Here is a 17633-nt window from a genome sequence, read left to right on the forward strand (position 1 = left end):
TGCCCTCGTACCTCACGAATAGATGCAGTCGCGGAGCGTAATCAGCCCCTGCCGCAACTCTGTTTTTGGGGCCACCATTGCGACCCGGATAAATTGTTCGCCCGGGTTTTGCCCCGGATCACCTTGAGAAAGATATGCACCAGGCAGAACCCGAACACCGGTTTCCTGCCACAGCCTTAGTGCGGTTTCCTCGCCATTTTCGACTGGCAGCCACAGGAAAAAACCGGCTTCGGGTGGCATATAGCCCTGGATGCCGGCGAAGACTTCGTCCGCGATAGTGTACTTTTCCTGATACAACGCGCGGTTTTCGACGACATGCGCCTCATCCGCCCAAACCTTGGCAGCAGCAGCCTGCAATGGCAGTGGCAAAGGTGCACCTGCATAGTTGCGCAACTGCTTGACCCGCTTGATCGTTTCAGGACCGCCTGCAATCAGGCCTGAGCGCAGACCCGCTAGATTTGACCGCTTGGAAAGAGAGTTGAACAAGGTGATCCGTTCCGGATCCGCTCCAAGTTCCTGCGCCACAGTCAGAACACCTGTTGGTGCCGCGTCGCGGTATATCTCTGAATAACATTCGTCCGCAAAGATGCGGAAATCATAGGTCTCGGCCAGTTGGATAAGTTCGACCCAATATTCGCGCGAGGCGACCGCGCCCTGAGGGTTTGCAGGCGAACAGATATAGGCCGCAACAGTACGGTTCAGCACATCCTTGGGCAGGCTGGCATAGTCCGGCAAGTGACCGGTGGCGGCTGTTGCAGGCACAAAAACCGGCTCGGCCCGCACCGACAGAGAGGCTACCATGTAAACCTGATAGAACGGGTTCGGGCACAGAATGGCAGGCTTTTCGCCATTCTTCTGCTCGGGACACAGTGCCATCGCCGCGTTGTACAGGCCTTCACGTGTGCCGTTCAACGCCATCACATTGGTGTCGGGGTCCATCGAAACGCCATAGCGGCGATCAATCCAGCCGGTAATCGCCGAGCGCAATTCGGGCGAGCCTTCATTGGGCGGGTATCCCTGAAACCCGGCCGCGTTTTCTGTGATCACATCGGTGACCCATGACGGGAAATCATGCATAGGCGCGCCGATGGTCATGTGAATCACTTCACCACCCGGCTGGTGGTGATCCAACAGGGTGCGCAGACGCGGGAATGCATATTCCGGTAGGTCCGAAAACCGTTCGGGGAAATTCATAACTACTGCCTCAATACCGGGATCATTTCGCCCCGTTTTACAGACAGGTTACAGGTCGCACCCGGTTTCGTCCAGACAAAGAGGTGGCGAATCAGGGGATTGTGGCATTCAGGCCAACGCCATCTCAGCCGCTGATCCCAGCCTTAGCAAGGCTTCTTCTGACCCCGGATATCCCATTATCATCACGCCACACCCGGAAGCTCCGGTCGGCAGCGTCAGCGCAGCCAGCCCCATCAGATTCCCGATACGTGTGTTGCGAAGAGCCAGCAGGTTTTCCGTGACATAGTATTCATGGTCATTCATCAACCGATCCAGATTCGGCGGCAGAATGGGCGCTGTGGGCGCAAGCACCGCGGCAAAACCCGATGTTGCCGCATCCCATGCAGCCCTACAGGCTTTTAGCCTGGACCAGGCAGCGATGTAATCGGCACCCGTCGCGTTTCGACCCGACCGAAACCGTTCCAGAATCTCGGGATACATGGCATCGGGATTGGCTTCGATCACATCGCGCCACAACCCATAGGCCTCGGTCGTGTACAGAATGCCGGACAGCGCCATCGCTTCCTTCAATTCGGGGACGTCCAGCGATACGATCTCGGCACCGGCCTCGGTGAGTTTTTCCAACGCCTCTTCAAACGCCTTGCGCGGCTCATCCCGCAAATCGTCTTGCGCCACAGTCTGAAGATTGGCAAAGCGACGACCTTTGAGGCTGGCGCCGCGAAGATCCGGTGGAGAGCGCCCCTCCAGCAAAGCCAGCATTTGGGCTGCGTCTTCGACCGAGCGCGCCAGCGGACCAACTGTATCAAACCGCAGGCACAGGGGCACTGTACCTTCAAGGCTGACCCGTCCGGCGGTGGTTTTCAGGCCGACCAGATTGTTCCAGGCCGCGGGGATGCGCACCGATCCCCCCGTGTCCGAACCGATCCCACAGGCGGCAAGACCCCAGGCCACCGATGCAGCCGCACCCGAAGAAGAGCCGCCAGAAACCGCCTCTACGTCGTCGATGCTTGGAGGCGTCCCGGTAACCGGATTCAGGCCGAGGCCTGAGAACGCAAGCTCGCTCATATGCGTCTTACCCAGACAGACCGTGCCCATCGCCGTGGCGTTTTGTACAACGACAGCGTCCGCCTCAGGCACGCGGCCCTTAAGCAAGGCCGAGCCGGCCTCGGTCGCCGTTCCGGCGGTGTCGAACAGGTCTTTCCAGCTGATCGGCACACCGTCAAGCAAGGACCGCCGCAGGCCCAAATTAGCGCGCTCCTGCGCCGCCCGCGCTTCAGCCCGCGCACGATCATGAGTAACGCGGGCATAGATTCTTTCCATATGCGGGTGCGCATCGATGGCAGCCAGATAGGTCTCGGTCAATTCAACCGGATCGATCTGCCCCATACCGATACCCCGGCCCAGATCACACGCCGTCATAGTCAGCCAGTCCTGCATCCACGCCCCCTTATGGAAAAATCGCCTTGAGGGACGGTAGCGACAGGACCGCACATGGACAATCCCGAAAGGGCGCGCATATTGCAGGTCATGGAACATAGCTCGGATATCCTGATCGTTGGCGGCGGCCTAAACGGCCCGGCCCTTGCCTTGGCGCTGGCTCAGACGGGTCATTCCGTCACCGTCGTCGACGCCTTGGCCGAAACAGCCCGAAAAAACGCGGCCTTTGACGGGCGCGCCTATGCGTTGGCGCTGGCCTCGCGGCGGCTTTTGGATGCGATCGGTGTTTGGGACAGGGTAGCGGAACATGCCCAGCCGATGCTTGAAATCAAGGTCACCGATGGCCATTCCGGAGTTGGCCCTTCGCCGTTTTTCCTGCATTTCGACCATACCGAGATCGAAGAAGGCCCAATGGGTTACATGGTCGAAGATCGCCACCTGCGCCGCGCCTTTCTGGATGCCATGGCCGAGCAGGACAGCATCACACAGATCAGCGGCAAAACCGTTGTCGCGCAGGCGTCTGATGATACCGGCGTAACGCTGATGCTGGATGATAGCACAACCCTGACCGGGGGATTTCTGGTGGGCTGCGACGGACGCCGCAGTGGCACAGCCACGCGCGCCGGAATCAAGCGCACAGGTTGGGACTATGGGCAAACAGCGCTGGTCTGTGCCATCGAGCATGACCTGCCCCATAACGGTATCGCGCATCAGTTCTTCATGCCGCCGGGGCCTTTGGCAATTCTACCGCTGACCGGTAACCGCAGTTCGATCGTATGGAGCGAACGCTCTGAGATGGCCAAACGCATCAACGCCATGCCCGAGGCGGATTATCTGCAGGTATTGCGCCCGCGCTTTGGTGATTTTCTGGGTGACATCCGCCTTCAGGGCGACCGATTCACCTATCCGCTAAACCTGACCATCGCCAATTCCTTTATCGGTGACCGCCTGGCTTTGGTCGGGGACGCCGCCCACGGCATGCATCCAATTGCAGGTCAGGGCTTGAACGCAGGTCTTCGCGACGTGGGTGCATTGGCGGAAGTTCTGACACTGGCCAGACGACGTGGCGAAGATATCGGTTCGATATTGGTTTTGGAACGTTACCAGGAATGGCGTCGGTTCGACACTGCGGCGCTTGCCATGGCGACAGATGTGTTCAACAAGCTGTTTTCCAACGACAACCCCATTCTGCGCTTCGGGCGCGACATCGGGATGGAGATCGTCGGCTCGGTCCCCGGACTACGTCGCGGCTTTGTACGTGAGGCCGCCGGGCTGACCGGAGATCTGCCGAAACTTCTGCAAGGGCGCGCGATTTAATCCAGCTCGCGCGCTTCATCCACCAGCATAACCGGGATACCGTTGCGGATTGGAAAGGCCAGGTTGGCAGCCTTGGACACCAATTCCTGCTTTTCGGCATCATAGTGCAGCGTGGTGTGTGTCTGCGGGCAAATCAGCGCCTCAAGCATGTGGCGGTCAAAAGGGTGTTCGGCTTCGGTCATTGCAGTTTTTCCTCGCTCGATCCGCCGCGCATGGCGAATTCAATCAAAGTCACCAATGTCTCGCGGCGCGTACGAAGGCAAGGTGCTTCAAGCAGAGCCTGTTTTTCTTCGGGATCGAAATCCAGCAGCATCGACAGTGAATTCACCAACAACTCATCATCGGCGTCTTTTAAGGTTTCCCAATCGGTCGACAGCTGGCGCGACGAAAAAAACCGTTCAAGCAGATTCAAAAACCGTGAGCGATCGAACGCGTTGTCCGCTTCGGCCTTGCCAAGATCGCGGTCGAACCCGTCCCATGAAACAGCACAACGGCGATAAGGCGTAAACGCATCCAGCTCGGACTTGATCCGAAATCGCGAGATGCCGGACAGAGTAATCAGGTAGCGACCATCTTCGGTTTCAGAAAACTGTGTCACACGTCCGGCACAACCGATTTGGTGCAGCTTGCTTTCGTTGGACTGACAGGGGTTCGGCTGGGCCATGCCAATCAGGCGTTCAGGCGTTTTAAGCGCGTCGTCCAGCATTTGCAGATAACGCGGCTCAAAAATATGCAGCGGCAAGCGAGACCGGGGCAGCAACAGCGCCCCGGGCAATGGGAAAACGGATATCGTCTCCGGCAGATCAGCGGGATGCATCATATATCCGAGTGTAGCTCTGATCGGGATTTAGGCAAATATCATCGAACTGAGTTTGCGCCGCCCGTTCAGAACAATCGGATCATTGGGCTTGAGCGCGTCGAAAATTGTGAAAAGCTGCGCCTTGGCCGCGCCATCATTCCACTCACGGTCGCGGCGGAACAACTCCAGCAATTGCGCGACCGCTTCTTCTACCTCGCCATTGGCATGCAGCGCCTGTGCAAGGTCGAACCGGGCCTGATAGTTGTCCGCATCCGCCTCAACCGCCGCTTTCAGTTCACCCACGGGACCAGCATCGGCAGCCTGTTTCGCCAGCTCCAGCTGGGCATGGGCAGCCTCAACCTCGGCCGAGGTCGAAATCTCGGCCGGTGCGCCGTTCAGGATAGCCTCGGCCTGCTCCAGATCACCGGCTGCAATATGGGCACGAACCAGGCCGCCATAGGCTGCAGCGTGGTTCGGGTCTTCCCCCAAAATGGCGGAAAAGGTCTGCGCGGCATCGACGGCTGCACCTTCGGCCAGCATTTCTTCAGCGGCCAGAACTGCGTCATCCAACTGACCGCCGGGGCTTTCACCACCTGCGGCCTCAATCACCCGGTCCACAAACGCCTTGATCTCGGACCCCGGCACGGCCCCCTGAAACCCATCGACCGGCTGCCCCTTGAAGAAGGCGTAGACGGTCGGGACCGACTGGATTCGCATTTGCGAGGCAATCATCTGCGCCTCGTCCACATTGATCTTGACCATCTTTACCGCCCCTTTGGCGGCGGTCACGGCTTCCTCCAGCAACGGCCCAAGCGTTTTGCACGGACCGCACCAGGGGGCCCAGAAATCCACGATGACCGGGGTTTCCTGTGAGGCCTCAACGACATCGGCCATAAAGGTGGCCTCGGATCCGTCCTTGATCAGATCTGTGGTGTCAGGTCCGGCTGCGGCGTTCAGAAGGTCCATGGCGTTCACTCTTTCGTTCGAATTTGGCCCCTATATGCAACTGCGAGGGACAGAAACCAAGGGGAGAGTTGCAGAGTCAAAGGTCGAATGTCGCAAAGACCGGTGCGTGGTCACTGGGTTTTTCCCACCCACGCGCATCACGCAGAACGCGGCTTGAGTGGCCCGCGTTGGAAATATCCGGCGTGGCCCAGACATGATCCAGACGCCGACCCTTATCCGCCGCGTCCCAATCGCGGGCGCGGTAGGACCACCAACTGTACAGTTGCCCTTCGGGGATATCCTGACGGGTGATGTCAATCCAGCCGCCTGCGTCCTGCGTTTCGGCCAGCGCCTCAACCTCGATCGGCGTGTGTGAGACAACCTTGAGAAGTTGCTTATGCGACCAGACGTCGTCCTCGCGCGGTGCGATGTTCAGATCGCCAACCAGAATGGACTTTTCGGGCTTTTCGGCATGGAACCAATCGCGCATATCCGTGAGGTAGTCGAGCTTCTGCCCGAACTTCTCGTTCTTTTCACGGTCCGGGATGTCGCCACCGGCGGGGACATAGAAATTGTGAATGGTGACACCATTTTCCAATCGCCCCGCAATGTGGCGCGCGTGCCCGAGCCCCGCGAAATCCTTATCGCCGACCTCTTCCATCGGCAGGCGCGACAGGATGGCGACGCCGTTGTACCCCTTCTGGCCCCTTGCAACCATGTGGGTGTATCCCAGTTCTGCAAACCCTTCGGTCGGGATTTTCTCGACCGGCGACTTGCACTCCTGCAAACACAGGACATCCGGGGCCTCTTCCTGCAGCAATTTCAGCACGATAGGCTCGCGCAGGCGGACCGAGTTGATGTTCCAGGTGGCAAGGGTGAAAGGCATGGGGGATTCCTCTGTCGCGGGTTGGGCGGAGGTTAGCGTGGTCGGAGAGGATGGGCCATCGGAAATACAATGTATGAGCGACCTAATTAGGTGGCTCATAGTCATATATTCCCCCACCGACTGCCATTTCAGGGTCTTCAGAGAACTCGTCAATGAAGAATTCATGTTCAAGCAGCATGCCAAGCAACACCGGGTCAAATGCGGCTATTTCTTCTTGGGTCAGAACTGGAAGAATTGACAGGCGTTCGACCAGTTGACTGATTGGTTGCCATTCATCTTGGCCTTCGATGTCCCCTCTGCGTATCGCTGCGTTCATCAATGCAGTGTTAAGTCGCGAATCCGAGATTTTCGCATGATGAATTGCTTGTTCTTTGGAATTTGCAATTACCGCTTCGAAAACCCGAAACGTTGTCTCCGTACTTAGATTGAGACGCTTACTTTCAACTACCCACCATGACATCCCGTTTTCCAGAGCCGGGAGTGGCTTCGTACTTGTTCCCGCCAAAAGCTATCACCCCTTCAACTTAAACATGAGCCTTAATCAAACGACACACTCTCAGCTAGCATCAAAACCGTCAAGAATGGATGCTCCAAGAGTCGTAGAAGTTCGCTTGGGGGACAAAAAAAGCCGGGCCATAAGGCCCGGCAGTCCAACAGGGAGGTGCATGTCATAACCCGGACATGCGCGGGTTGGGAGTAATCTAATTACACATCCAGAGTATCACTTTGATCCACGTCAATCCACCCGGAGTTACGAAACCAAGCGATATCCGCCCGATTCTGTGACCAAAAGGCGCGCGTTCGATGGGTCGGGTTCGATCTTTTGGCGCAAACGATAGATGTGGGTTTCAAGCGTATGTGTGGTGACACCAGCGTTATAGCCCCAGACCTCGTGCAGCAGCACATCGCGGGCAACCACACCATCTGCCGAGCGATACAGGAACTTGAGAATGTTGGTCTCTTTCTCGGTCAGACGGATCTTGCGATCCTCTTCGGTGATCAACATCTTCATCGCAGGCTTGAAGGTATACGGCCCCAGCACAAAGACCGCGTCCTCTGATTGCTCATGCTGACGCAGCTGTGCGCGGATACGAGCCAGCAGGACCGGGAATTTAAACGGCTTAGAGACATAATCATTAGCGCCTGCGTCCAGACCAAGAATGGTATCCGCGTCGCTGTCATGGCCTGTCAGCATCAGGATCGGGCTTTTGACGCCTTGTTTGCGCATCAGGCGGCACAGCTCACGACCGTCGGTGTCCGGCAGACCAACGTCCAGAATGACCAGGTCATAAATAGCCTCGCGTGCGCGCTCCATCGCGGATTGACCGTCATGGGCTTCGAACACGTCGAAGTCCTCGGTCATCACAAGTTGCTCGCTGAGCGCCTCGCGCAGGTCTTCATCGTCATCCACCAGCAGGATTTTCTTGAGCTGAGCCATGTCCGGTCCTCCTAAGCCTTTTCCACCATTTGCGTGCGGAAGATGCAATCAACAAGATTTACTGCAATGGTCTCACGCCCTCGTGTCTGACGCAGAGGAATTGTTTCACTTTTCCATCCATTCGGGTTAGACGAAGGCCAACACGTTATAGGGTAACACAGATGAGTCTTATCCCCGATATCTCGGAATTGCTGGCGCGGGCACGTGCGGACTTGCGGATGGGCGTTCCGGTTGTTTTGACCGATGACAGCGGGTTCAGCGTCATAGCGATTGCGTCTGAGACATTGAGCGCCCAGCGGCTGGCAGATTTGCGAAACTTCGAAGGTCAGCCTGTTGTCGCAGTCACCGTAAGACGCGCTGAAACGCTTAAAGCACGCGCCTATGATGGCGATCTTGCACGGGTGATTATCCCGCCGGACACCGACCTCGCTTGGGTACAGGCGGTTGCTGACCCCTCAGATGATCTGAATACCCCCATGAAAGGTCCGTTGATGTCCGAGCGTCAGGGCAATGCCAACCTGCATCGCATTGCCATCGCATTGACGAAATCCGCGCGCCTTTTGCCTGCTGCTGTGGTTGTTCCCATCGAGGACGGTCACACTTTCGCAGCGACACACGGGCTGACTTGTATCGACCACACCCGCGCCGCGCCGCATCTGGCGGACCGCAGCGCGCTGCACGCCATTGCCGCCGCACGCCTACCGATGGAAGTGTCCGAGGCCGGTCGCCTGCATGTTTTCCGCCCTGAAGATGGCGGAGAAGAACATTACGCCGTGGAAATAGGCCGTCCGGACCGAAGCAAGCCAGTTTTGGCCCGGTTGCATTCGGCCTGTTTCACTGGCGATCTGATGGGCAGCTTGAAATGCGATTGCGGGCCGCAGCTGCGTGGGGCGCTTGCCCAAATGGGGTCCGAGGGCGCGGGCGTGTTGCTGTACCTCAATCAGGAAGGACGCGGCATCGGCCTTGCCAACAAAATGCGGGCTTATTTCCTTCAGGATCAGGGCTTTGACACGGTCGAGGCAAATCACCGCCTGGGATTCGAAGATGATGAACGTGATTTTCGACTGGGCTCGGACATCCTGAAAGAGCTTGGTTTTTCCTCGGTCCGCTTGCTGACGAACAACCCGGCGAAAATCGCGATGATGGAAAAGACGGGCATCGCGGTGACCGAAAGGGTCCCCCTGAAAGTGGGTGAAACCGCTCATAACCGAGGATATCTGGCGACCAAAGCCGCGAAATCAGGCCATCTGCTGTGACGCCAGACGATTTAGTTCTGACGCCACGCGGCCTGCGTTTTGCCGGGCGCCTTTTTCCATGCTCGATTGGTAAAGGCGGCCTGACGCGTGATAAGCGCGAAGGCGACGGGGCAACGCCAATCGGTGTGCACAGTATTGTCGGCATGCTATTTCGGCCTGACAGGCTGGCTGCACCCAGCTCCTGGGCTATTCCCATCGGCCCAGGCGATCTATGGTCGGATGACAGCGAAGACAGTCGATACAATCAGTTGGTCAGCGCGCCCTATGGGCACAGCCACGAAAAGCTGCGGCGCGCGGATCCGTTGTATGATCTTGTTCTGATAACCGACTGGAACTGGCCTAACTCTGTAGCGGGTCGCGGGTCCGCCATTTTCCTCCACCAGTGGAGACGCCCCGGCTATCCGACCGAAGGCTGCGTCGCGTTTCGCCGCGACCATCTGCATTGGATCGCGCGCAGGGTCTCCCCCGGTTCGCGTTTGATTATCCCGCAGGCTTGACCCGCTCGCCAAAGATGGCGGACCCCACGCGAACATGGGTGGCACCCAATGCGATCGCCTGTTCGAAATCACTGCTCATCCCCATCGACAAGCCCTGCAACCCATTGCGCTTGGCGATTTTAGCCAGCAACGCAAAATGCAACGAAGGTTCTTCTTCAACCGGCGGGATTGCCATCAACCCCTGAACCGGCAAGTCCAGATCCCGACACTCGGCGATGAAGGCATCTGCATCAACCGGCATGATCCCCGCTTTCTGCTCTTCTTCTCCGGTGTTGACCTGGATGAAAACATCCGGGCAGTGGCCAAGCTCTTGCGCCAACCGCGCAAGTGTTTTGGCCAGCTTGGGCCGATCCACAGAATGAATCGCGTCAAACAGCTCCATCGCCTGCCGGGCCTTGTTGGTTTGCAGCGGCCCGATCAAATGCAGGTCAACCCCTTCGAACTGCACCTTAAAGTCCGGCCACTTGCCAGCCGCTTCCTGCACACGGTTTTCTCCGAAACAACGGTGGCCCTCGCTCAGCACAGCCTCAACACGCTCATTCGGTTGCACCTTTGAAACCGCGATCAGTTTTGTCGACCCTGGAAGCCGTCCAGCAGCGGATTCGGCCTTGATAATGCGGGCAGTGATGTCGTGCAGCGACATGGAATTCCTCTCTCTCTCTGCTTTGAGGGCAGAAAAACACCAAGTCCGCGCAAAAGAAAAGGGCAGGTCCGAAGACCTGCCCTTAAACTTTGTGGTTCAGATCAACTTAGAAGTTGAACTGAGCACCGAAGTCAGCACGTACTTGGCTGTCGCCGTCGCCACGCTTCTGTTGGCCCAGACCACCGCGCAGCGATGCGCCGCCGCCCAGGTCGTACTTAACGCCGATACCATACTGCTGCAGGTCGTCATCCGCCGAACCGTCACCGTAAGCGGCGGTCAGAGTGGTTGCCGCGCCCAGGTTATAGGCCAGCGACAGACCGTATGCGGTGCCGTTGCGATCGTCGTTTACAACGTCATCGTCAGCTACGAACAGTGTACCCGAGAAGTCACCGAATTCTGCGCCCAGGGTCAGAACGGTCAGCGACTGCTTTTCGCTGCTGCTGTTCACGTTCGCCTTGGTCTGACCATAGGCCAGTGCAGCGGTGATGTTGTTGAAGTTGTAGGTTACGCTGATATCCCAACGGTCTGCATCCTGAGGCACGCTATCAAATGCGATGGTTGCCTGGTCGTAGGACGCGCCGAAAGCGAAGTCGCCAACTGCGTACTGGAAGAACACAGCGTTCGAACCCGAACCGGTCGACGAGTAAGCCAGGAAGCTATAGTCAACGCCCGAGTACTGGCCGATGAAGCTTTCCAGACCAGGCTCGTTACCGTAGTAGTTTGCCAGGTTGTCGAACGAACCAGCAACGTTGCCGGCGTCAACACGCAGACCACCGTAGATGACCGAGAAACGTGCGCCGTTCAGGCCAGCCGAGCCGGCTTCGCCGTTGCCGGCATTTTCGTCAGCCTGCAGACGAACACGAGCCGAGAACTCAACGCCGCCATCGGTTTCTGCGGTGCCGTCGATGTTCAGACGGAAGCGCGAGACCAGGATGGTGTTGTCGGTGTCGACGGTCGCGGTGCCATCAGCGACGATGTCGCCGTTTGCATCTGTGGTGAAGTTGTTAACAGTACCGGTACGGTCTTCAAGGTAGCCAATACCAAAACGACCGTAGCCGCTGAATTTAACGTCGGCCGCTGCAACGCTTGCGGTTGCAATCAGAGCGGTCGATGCGAAGAGAACTTTTTTCATCTTGTTTCCCTCGGTTTCAAAGTTTTTCTACTCGACATATGCCTCAGCACATGTCTCAGCACGGGAACCGTTTCGCTCGGATTACCCCCAAAGCGCAAGCTTGCCTTAAATGTGATGGCCGCATTGACCCCAAATTGGTGCAAGGATGCCACAGTCGATATTTGGGGGCTAAACTGCTGCCCACACTGACATGTGTAATAAGAATAGGGTTGTTGCTGAACTGGACCTTGTCTAGGAGTAACACCTAACAAAGTAGACCAAGTGGAACAGGACCAGTCGACAATGCGCCCGCAGACGATTTTCGGTTTGATCTTAATGACTGCTGCCGTGTCGGCCTGCGGACAGAATCAAAGTACAGCTCCGAATCCCGCATTACTGTATACGGATAGCACGCGCACAGAAGAACGAGAGCTGAACGATCCGAACCGCACATCTATCTGGGATGTGTTCGATCGCGGCAATGCCGAACAGATCGTCAATGTGAATCGGTATCTGTGGGCCGCCTCGCTGGATGTTCTGAATTTCCTGCCAATTCAGGAAGTCGACCCATTTACCGGCGTGATCGTAACAGGTTACGGCACACCGCCGGGTGGCGGACGCTCTTACCGCGCAACCGTACATATTAGCGATCCGGCCCTTGCCGCGCGCTCGCTGTCAGTTGCGCTGCAGAGCAGCGGTGGCTCTCCAGTCAGCGCTGCAACGGCGCGGGCGGTCGAGGATGCGATCCTAAACCGCGCACGTCAGTTGCGCATTGCGGACAACAAACTCTAGCCACCCGCTAAAAATCGCAATATTACCACGCCGGGTTCACGCCCGGCGTTTTCATTCACGAAGGACCGCACAATGTCGCGCTACTCGGCCACCGAAATCGAAGCAAAATGGCAAGAGGCCTGGGACAAGGCCGGGATCTTCACCGCCAACCACAAGGCGGACAAGCCGAAATACTATGTGCTTGAGATGTTCCCCTATCCGTCTGGCCGCATCCATATGGGACATGTGCGCAACTATACGATGGGTGATGTCATTGCTCGGCACAAGCTGGCAACCGGCCATAACGTGCTGCACCCGATGGGCTGGGATGCCTTTGGGATGCCAGCAGAAAACGCTGCTATGGCCATTGGCGGACACCCCAAAGACTGGACGTACAGCAATATCGCCGACATGCGCGGACAGATGAAGCCGTTGGGTCTGTCCATTGACTGGTCCCGCGAATTCGCCACCTGTGACCCTGAATATTATGGCCAACAGCAGGCTTTGTTCCTGGATATGCTCGATGCCGGATTGGTTTATCGCAAAAACGCTGTGGTGAACTGGGACCCGGTCGACATGACCGTTCTGGCAAATGAACAGGTAGAAAACGGCCGCGGCTGGCGCTCGGGCGCGTTGGTTGAGCGCCGCGAGCTGACCCAGTGGTTCTTTAAGATCTCCGACTATTCCGAGGAATTGCTCGACGCGCTGGATACGCTGGACAATTGGCCAGCCAAAGTGCGTCTGATGCAGGAAAACTGGATCGGAAAATCACGTGGTCTGCAATTCGGGTTCGAACGCACCGATGGCGACGAGCCGATCACCGTCTATACGACACGCCCCGATACACTGTTGGGCGCGTCCTTTGTCGGCATTTCGCCAGATCATCCGATTGCCAAGAAACTTGAGGCCGAAAACCCGGAAGTTGCTGAATTCGTTTCCGAATGCCGCAAGGGAGGAACCACGGAAGAGGCCATCGAGACCGCCGAAAAGCTGGGTTATGACACTGGCATCAAGGTCAAACACCCGCTGGACCCGAACTGGGAACTGCCGGTCTGGATCGCAAATTTCATCCTGATGGATTACGGCACCGGCGCGATCTTTGCCTGCCCGGCGCATGATCAGCGCGACCTCGACTTTTGCCGCAAATACGGCCTGCCGGTGGTCGATACCTTCTTTGCCCTGGATGATGACACACCAGTCGACAAGATCGCCTTTGTACCGCCCAAAACTGAAAAAGTCCGCTGGGTGAACCATTTTGCTGGTCTGACAGAGGCCACAGGTGACGAGGCGATCAATGCCACCGTCGATTTCGCTGAAAAGGCCGGTTGGGGCGAAGGCGTTACCAAATTCCGCCTGCGCGACTGGGGCTTGAGCCGCCAGCGCTACTGGGGTTGCCCGATTCCCGTCGTGCACTGCGAAAAATGCGGGACGGTGCCCGAGAAGAAAGAGAACCTGCCGATTCAATTGCCCTATGACGATGGCAACGGCAAACCCATCGACTTCTCGATCCCCGGCAACCCACTGGACCGCCATCCCAATTGGCGGGATACCCCATGTCCGTCGTGCGGCGCGCCTGCCAAGCGCGAAACCGACACGATGGACACATTCGTCGATTCGTCCTGGTATTTTGCGCGTTTCACTGCGCCGCATGCCGAAACGCCCACTAATCTGGCTGAAGCTGAATACTGGATGAACGTCGACCAGTATATCGGCGGAATTGAGCACGCGATTCTGCACTTGCTTTATTCGCGATTCTTCGCTCGTGCGATGAACATCACCGGCCATTTGCCGAAAAAAGCCATTGAGCCGTTCAATGCGCTGTTCACCCAAGGCATGGTGACACATGAGATCTACCAGACCCGCGATGCCAATGGCCGTCCGGTCTATCACCTGCCCGAAGATGTGACCGACGGCAAACTGGCTGACGGCACCGAGGTCGAGATCATCCCCTCGGCAAAGATGTCGAAGTCCAAGAAAAACGTCGTGGATCCAGTCAGCATCATTTCGGCCTTCGGCGCGGATACTGCGCGCTGGTTCGTATTGTCCGATTCGCCGCCCGAACGGGACGTAGAATGGACAGCTTCAGGGGCCGAGGCTGCATTCAAGCACCTTAGCCGTGTGCATCGAATCGCATCGGAAATCGCCGAATCCAACGTTCCGGCCAATGCCGAGGATGAAACCCTCCTGCGCGAGATGCACAAAGCCATCCAGGACGTCACAGGCGGGGTCGAATCGTTCGGCTTCAACGCCTCGATTGCCAAGCTCTATGCGTTCACCAACACACTGGCCAAATCCAAGGCAGGCACCGCAGCCAAGCGCGAAGCCGCCAAAACACTGGCACAGCTGATGTCGCCGATGACCCCGCACCTGTCCGAGGAACTTTGGCTGCTGCTGGGTGGCGAAGGACTGGTTGCCACGGCACCATGGCCGGTTGCGGACGAAGCCATGCTGGTTGACGACACCGTCACCCTGCCGATCCAGATTAACGGCAAGCGCCGTGCGGAAATCAGCGTGGGCAAGGACATGCCCAAGGACGAGGTTGAAAAAATCGCGCTGAGCACCGAAGCTGTGCAAAAGGCGCTGGATGGCGCTGCACCCAAGAAAGTGATCGTTGTACCGGGCCGGATTGTGAATGTCGTCGTTTAATCGCAGAACCTTGTTGTTAATGCCGCTGGCGCTTGCCGCTTGCGGTTTTGAACCCGTGTACGCTCCGGGAGGTTCTGGCTCGGCTCTTTTCGGTCGGGTGGAAGTGTCCGCGCCCAGCACAGTCGGCAGCTTTCTTCTGGTCGAAGATCTGGAGCAAAAGCTTGGCCGCAGCGCGACGTCCGGCAGTGAGTACAGTCTGGATGTATCCGTCGTGACTCAGACCGTGGCGGCGTCGATCACCACCACGAACGAAACCAACCGTCTTACCATCAACGGAACGGCCAGTTATTCGCTTCGGTCGAATGCGACTGGGCAAGTAGTTGCTTCGGGTACAGTGACGGACTTCGTGGGGTATTCAGCCGCTGGTTCCACCGTGTCCACCTTGGCTGATGAGCGGGATGCTACGCAACGCCTGATGGTGATTCTGTCTGATCAGATCATCAGCCGCCTTTACGCCGCACCAGGCCTGTCCACATGAAGCTAAACCCGCGCGAGGCCGAGGGGTACTTCTCGAAACCCGACGCGGACAAGACCGGGCTGTTGATCTACGGTGCGGATGCAATGCGGGTGGCACTGAAGCGTCAGCAGGTTCTGGCGGCGCTTCTGGGAGCCAATGCCGAAGAAGAGATGCGGCTGACCCGCCTGCCTGGAAGCGATCTGCGAAGCGATCCGGCCTTGTTGCTGGATGCGGTCAAAGCGGTCGGGTTCTTTCCCGGTCCTCGCGCTGTGTTCGTCGAAGACACAACCGACGCGGCAGCCCCCGCAATCCTTGGGGCACTGGAAGATTGGACGCCCGGGGACGCCCAGATCATCGTCACCGCCGGACAGCTAAAGGCCAGTTCTAAAATCCGCAAAGCGTTCGAAGCACACCGCTCGGCCTATGCAGTCGGCATCTATGACGACCCTCCATCGCGGGCTGAGGTAGAACGAGTTCTGTCTGAGGCCGGTTTGAGGAAAATTCCCAACGATTCGATGTCAGCTATTGCCGAGCTGGCATCGGGCATCAGCCCCGGTGACTTTGCACAAACGATTGAAAAACTGTCGCTTTACAAGCGCGGCGACAGTTCCGATTTGACCATAGAAGACGTCGAAGCCTGCGCGCCCCGCTCGACCGAGGCAGCACTGGACGATGTCCTGAACGTGGTTGCCGAAGGCCGTGCCGGTGAAATAGGCCCGTTGATTCGTCGGCTGCAATCGCAGGGAACCAATGCGGTCAGCCTGTGCATCGGTGCGACGCGGCATTTCCGCACCTTATATGCGTGTGCATCCGACCCGGGCGGAGCAGCGCAGGGCATCGGCAAGCTGCGCCCCCCGGTTTATGGAAAGCGTCGCGACCGCATTTTGCGCCAAGCTCAGGGGTGGGGTGCGCAAAAATTGCAGACCGCATTGACCGTTCTCACTGATACGGACCTTTCGCTGCGTTCTGCGGGGCAAACGGCACCGGCCATGGCGTTGGTCGAACGCGCCATGATCCGTTTGGCAATGCTGGCGCGCACCCGCTAATTGCTTTGATCCAGCCAATCGGCAGCCGCGCGCCCGGCCCAGCGGCCGGTCGCCAGGCAGGCCGTCAGCAGATAGCCCCCGGTCGGGGCCTCCCAATCCAGCATTTCACCCGCGCAGAACACTCCGGGACGTTTTGTCAGCATGAGCCCTTCATTAAATGCGCCGCTTTGTATGCCCCCGGCCGTAGAAATAGCCTCATCCATCGGGCGCAAACCCGCACCGTAGATTGGCAGTTGCTTCAGCGCATTTGCCTCTTGTCCCTTCGGCAATGCACAGCGTTTTGACATCTCATGAAACAGGGCGATCTTTTGCGGCTGCAGTTTAAGCGACTTTTTCAACCACTGCGAAACGGTGGTTTTCGAGCTCTTTGCCGCCAGTCGGTCCTGCAGAGTCGTTGCCGTGACATCAGGCACAAGATCGACAAAAAGGTCCGCCCCTGCACGCAGGGCCGGGGTCAGCGAATATAATCCACCGCCCTCCAGCCCGGTTGCGGAAATAACAGCCTCGCCGCGACTTTCGAACTCTCCCGCCATCCACTGCACCGATTTCAAAGCCGCGCCGAAATGCGGCTGCATATGAGGGCTCCAGTCGACGGAAATGGCCGAGTTTGCAGGTGCAAATTGTGCGAGGGGCACGCCATTATCTTGCAGCACATCCGCCCAGACGCCGTCTGAGCCCAACCGTGACCAGCTTGCCCCGCCCATCGCCAGAACCGTCACATCGGGGCTCAGGCTTTGCCTGCCTTCGTCCGTATCGAAAACGGATTGGGCACCGTCCCAACCGACCCAGCGCCAGCGTGTTCTGACCTGCACACCCGCATCTGCAAGCCGCGCCAACCACGCCCGCAACAGCGGAGAGGCTTTCATCGACACTGGAAACACCCGCCCGGTCGAGCCTGTGAACAGTTCTTGCCCCAGCCCCCGCGCCCATGTTTGCACCTCTGAGGCATCGAATTCGGCAATCATTGGTCGTAACCAGTCGGCGGCCGCACCATAGGACTTCAGCAAAGTCTCAAACGGCTCGTCCTTGGTCAGGTTCAGCCCGGATTTCCCGGCCATCAGGAATTTCCGCGCTACCGAAGGTTTGGCATCTGCCACCACAACGGAATGCCCAGCTTTGGCCAGTTCTTCAGCTGCTATCAGGCCTGCGGGTCCTCCGCCGATCACCAGTGCCTGTGCCATCCCTGCCCT

General features: G+C 57.9%; 18 protein-coding genes. 7 read left to right on the forward strand and 11 right to left on the reverse strand.

Features of this window, described 5'->3' with window-relative positions; all coding sequences use genetic code 11:
* Window positions 1-12: 12 nt before the first annotated feature.
* The gene (locus tag GOW92_RS19255) at window positions 13-1194 is read right to left on the reverse strand and encodes an aminotransferase class I/II-fold pyridoxal phosphate-dependent enzyme (protein ID WP_170563506.1); all 1182 of its coding nucleotides are present in this window, start codon (window positions 1192-1194) and stop codon (window positions 13-15) included.
* 108 nt (window positions 1195-1302) lie between these two features.
* On the reverse strand, window positions 1303-2631 hold the full coding sequence (locus tag GOW92_RS19260; protein WP_170563508.1) for an amidase: 1329 nt from the start codon (window positions 2629-2631) through the stop codon (window positions 1303-1305).
* A 54-nt stretch (window positions 2632-2685) separates the two neighbouring features.
* Here GOW92_RS19260 and GOW92_RS19265 point away from each other — a divergent pair, with 54 nt between their 5' ends.
* Complete coding sequence (locus tag GOW92_RS19265) at window positions 2686-3948, forward strand: FAD-dependent monooxygenase (RefSeq protein WP_254453093.1); 1263 nt, start codon at window positions 2686-2688, stop codon at window positions 3946-3948.
* On the opposite strand, the gene GOW92_RS19270 is transcribed toward GOW92_RS19265, so the two are convergent.
* The 6 genes from GOW92_RS19270 to GOW92_RS19295 all read right to left on the reverse strand — a co-directional run bounded on the left by GOW92_RS19270 (window position 3945) and on the right by GOW92_RS19295 (window position 8016).
* Entirely contained in the window at window positions 3945-4130 is a 186-nt protein-coding gene (locus tag GOW92_RS19270) for a Trm112 family protein (protein WP_109310669.1), read from the reverse strand. The genes GOW92_RS19265 and GOW92_RS19270 overlap by 4 nt on opposite strands.
* Complete coding sequence (locus tag GOW92_RS19275) at window positions 4127-4768, reverse strand: LON peptidase substrate-binding domain-containing protein (RefSeq protein WP_170563510.1); 642 nt, start codon at window positions 4766-4768, stop codon at window positions 4127-4129. Before GOW92_RS19275 ends, GOW92_RS19270 begins: the two co-directional genes overlap by 4 nt.
* 27 nt (window positions 4769-4795) lie before the next feature.
* The gene (gene trxA / locus GOW92_RS19280; RefSeq protein ID WP_170563512.1) at window positions 4796-5713 is read right to left on the reverse strand and encodes a thioredoxin; all 918 of its coding nucleotides are present in this window, start codon (window positions 5711-5713) and stop codon (window positions 4796-4798) included.
* A gap of 76 nt (window positions 5714-5789) precedes the next feature.
* Entirely contained in the window at window positions 5790-6578 is a 789-nt protein-coding gene (locus GOW92_RS19285) for an exodeoxyribonuclease III (RefSeq protein ID WP_170563514.1), read from the reverse strand.
* 82 nt (window positions 6579-6660) lie between these two features.
* Window positions 6661-7038, reverse strand: coding sequence for a hypothetical protein (locus tag GOW92_RS19290; RefSeq protein WP_170563516.1), 378 nt, complete (start codon window positions 7036-7038; stop codon window positions 6661-6663).
* Window positions 7039-7329: 291 nt separating this feature from the next.
* A complete protein-coding gene (locus GOW92_RS19295) occupies window positions 7330-8016 on the reverse strand; it encodes a response regulator transcription factor (protein ID WP_170563518.1) in 687 nt (228 codons plus the stop codon).
* Between the two features lie 161 nt (window positions 8017-8177).
* Here GOW92_RS19295 and ribA point away from each other — a divergent pair, with 161 nt between their 5' ends.
* Both ribA and GOW92_RS19305 read left to right on the forward strand, forming a co-directional pair.
* On the forward strand, window positions 8178-9272 hold the full coding sequence (ribA, locus tag GOW92_RS19300) for a GTP cyclohydrolase II (RefSeq protein ID WP_170563520.1): 1095 nt from the start codon (window positions 8178-8180) through the stop codon (window positions 9270-9272).
* Window positions 9269-9769 (forward strand): L,D-transpeptidase family protein, encoded by a 501-nt coding sequence (locus tag GOW92_RS19305; RefSeq protein WP_170563522.1) that lies wholly within the window; start codon window positions 9269-9271, stop codon window positions 9767-9769. Before ribA ends, GOW92_RS19305 begins: the two co-directional genes overlap by 4 nt.
* Here GOW92_RS19305 and GOW92_RS19310 read toward each other — a convergent pair.
* Both GOW92_RS19310 and GOW92_RS19315 read right to left on the reverse strand, forming a co-directional pair.
* Window positions 9753-10412: a YggS family pyridoxal phosphate-dependent enzyme gene (locus tag GOW92_RS19310; RefSeq protein WP_170563524.1), complete on the reverse strand. Its 660-nt coding sequence runs from the start codon at window positions 10410-10412 to the stop codon at window positions 9753-9755. The two genes, GOW92_RS19305 and GOW92_RS19310, sit on opposite strands and share 17 nt — an antisense overlap.
* 106 nt (window positions 10413-10518) lie before the next feature.
* Window positions 10519-11544 (reverse strand): porin, encoded by a 1026-nt coding sequence (locus GOW92_RS19315; protein ID WP_170563526.1) that lies wholly within the window; start codon window positions 11542-11544, stop codon window positions 10519-10521.
* Window positions 11545-11826: 282 nt separating this feature from the next.
* Between GOW92_RS19315 and GOW92_RS19320 the strand changes: the two genes are divergently transcribed.
* The 4 genes from GOW92_RS19320 to holA all read left to right on the forward strand — a co-directional run bounded on the left by GOW92_RS19320 (window position 11827) and on the right by holA (window position 16443).
* Complete coding sequence (locus GOW92_RS19320; RefSeq protein WP_170563528.1) at window positions 11827-12315, forward strand: DUF3576 domain-containing protein; 489 nt, start codon at window positions 11827-11829, stop codon at window positions 12313-12315.
* 72 nt (window positions 12316-12387) lie between these two features.
* Window positions 12388-14940, forward strand: a complete 2553-nt coding sequence (gene leuS / locus GOW92_RS19325; RefSeq protein ID WP_170563530.1) for a leucine--tRNA ligase — start codon at window positions 12388-12390, stop codon at window positions 14938-14940.
* Window positions 14927-15418 carry an LPS assembly lipoprotein LptE gene (gene lptE, locus GOW92_RS19330; protein WP_170563533.1) on the forward strand — a complete coding sequence of 164 codons (492 nt, stop codon included), beginning with the start codon at window positions 14927-14929 and terminating at the stop codon, window positions 15416-15418. The genes leuS and lptE overlap by 14 nt, the downstream gene beginning before the upstream one ends.
* Window positions 15415-16443 (forward strand): DNA polymerase III subunit delta, encoded by a 1029-nt coding sequence (gene holA, locus GOW92_RS19335; RefSeq protein WP_170563535.1) that lies wholly within the window; start codon window positions 15415-15417, stop codon window positions 16441-16443. The genes lptE and holA overlap by 4 nt, the downstream gene beginning before the upstream one ends.
* Here holA and GOW92_RS19340 read toward each other — a convergent pair.
* Window positions 16440-17624 carry a TIGR03862 family flavoprotein gene (locus GOW92_RS19340; protein ID WP_170563540.1) on the reverse strand — a complete coding sequence of 395 codons (1185 nt, stop codon included), beginning with the start codon at window positions 17622-17624 and terminating at the stop codon, window positions 16440-16442. The two genes, holA and GOW92_RS19340, sit on opposite strands and share 4 nt — an antisense overlap.
* Window positions 17625-17633 lie beyond the last annotated feature (9 nt).

The sequence above is a fragment of the Ruegeria atlantica genome (assembly GCF_013032505.1).
In the GTDB taxonomy this organism is placed as follows: domain Bacteria; phylum Pseudomonadota; class Alphaproteobacteria; order Rhodobacterales; family Rhodobacteraceae; genus Ruegeria; species Ruegeria atlantica_F.

Excerpts from the sequence above, each read along its gene's own strand:
- GOW92_RS19255 (WP_170563506.1), bottom strand. The coding sequence starts at position 1,194 with ATGAATTTCCCCGAACGGTTTTCGGACCTACCGGAATATGCATTCCCG.
- GOW92_RS19260 (WP_170563508.1), bottom strand. The coding sequence starts at position 2,631 with ATGCAGGACTGGCTGACTATGACGGCGTGTGATCTGGGCCGGGGTATC.
- GOW92_RS19265 (WP_254453093.1), top strand. The coding sequence starts at position 2,686 with ATGGACAATCCCGAAAGGGCGCGCATATTGCAGGTCATGGAACATAGC.
- GOW92_RS19270 (WP_109310669.1), bottom strand. The coding sequence starts at position 4,130 with ATGACCGAAGCCGAACACCCTTTTGACCGCCACATGCTTGAGGCGCTG.
- GOW92_RS19275 (WP_170563510.1), bottom strand. The coding sequence starts at position 4,768 with ATGATGCATCCCGCTGATCTGCCGGAGACGATATCCGTTTTCCCATTG.
- trxA (WP_170563512.1), bottom strand. The coding sequence starts at position 5,713 with ATGGACCTTCTGAACGCCGCAGCCGGACCTGACACCACAGATCTGATC.
- GOW92_RS19285 (WP_170563514.1), bottom strand. The coding sequence starts at position 6,578 with ATGCCTTTCACCCTTGCCACCTGGAACATCAACTCGGTCCGCCTGCGC.
- GOW92_RS19290 (WP_170563516.1), bottom strand. The coding sequence starts at position 7,038 with ATGTCATGGTGGGTAGTTGAAAGTAAGCGTCTCAATCTAAGTACGGAG.
- GOW92_RS19295 (WP_170563518.1), bottom strand. The coding sequence starts at position 8,016 with ATGGCTCAGCTCAAGAAAATCCTGCTGGTGGATGACGATGAAGACCTG.
- ribA (WP_170563520.1), top strand. The coding sequence starts at position 8,178 with ATGAGTCTTATCCCCGATATCTCGGAATTGCTGGCGCGGGCACGTGCG.
- GOW92_RS19310 (WP_170563524.1), bottom strand. The coding sequence starts at position 10,412 with ATGTCGCTGCACGACATCACTGCCCGCATTATCAAGGCCGAATCCGCT.
- GOW92_RS19315 (WP_170563526.1), bottom strand. The coding sequence starts at position 11,544 with ATGAAAAAAGTTCTCTTCGCATCGACCGCTCTGATTGCAACCGCAAGC.
- GOW92_RS19320 (WP_170563528.1), top strand. The coding sequence starts at position 11,827 with ATGCGCCCGCAGACGATTTTCGGTTTGATCTTAATGACTGCTGCCGTG.
- leuS (WP_170563530.1), top strand. The coding sequence starts at position 12,388 with ATGTCGCGCTACTCGGCCACCGAAATCGAAGCAAAATGGCAAGAGGCC.
- lptE (WP_170563533.1), top strand. The coding sequence starts at position 14,927 with ATGTCGTCGTTTAATCGCAGAACCTTGTTGTTAATGCCGCTGGCGCTT.
- holA (WP_170563535.1), top strand. The coding sequence starts at position 15,415 with ATGAAGCTAAACCCGCGCGAGGCCGAGGGGTACTTCTCGAAACCCGAC.
- GOW92_RS19340 (WP_170563540.1), bottom strand. The coding sequence starts at position 17,624 with ATGGCACAGGCACTGGTGATCGGCGGAGGACCCGCAGGCCTGATAGCA.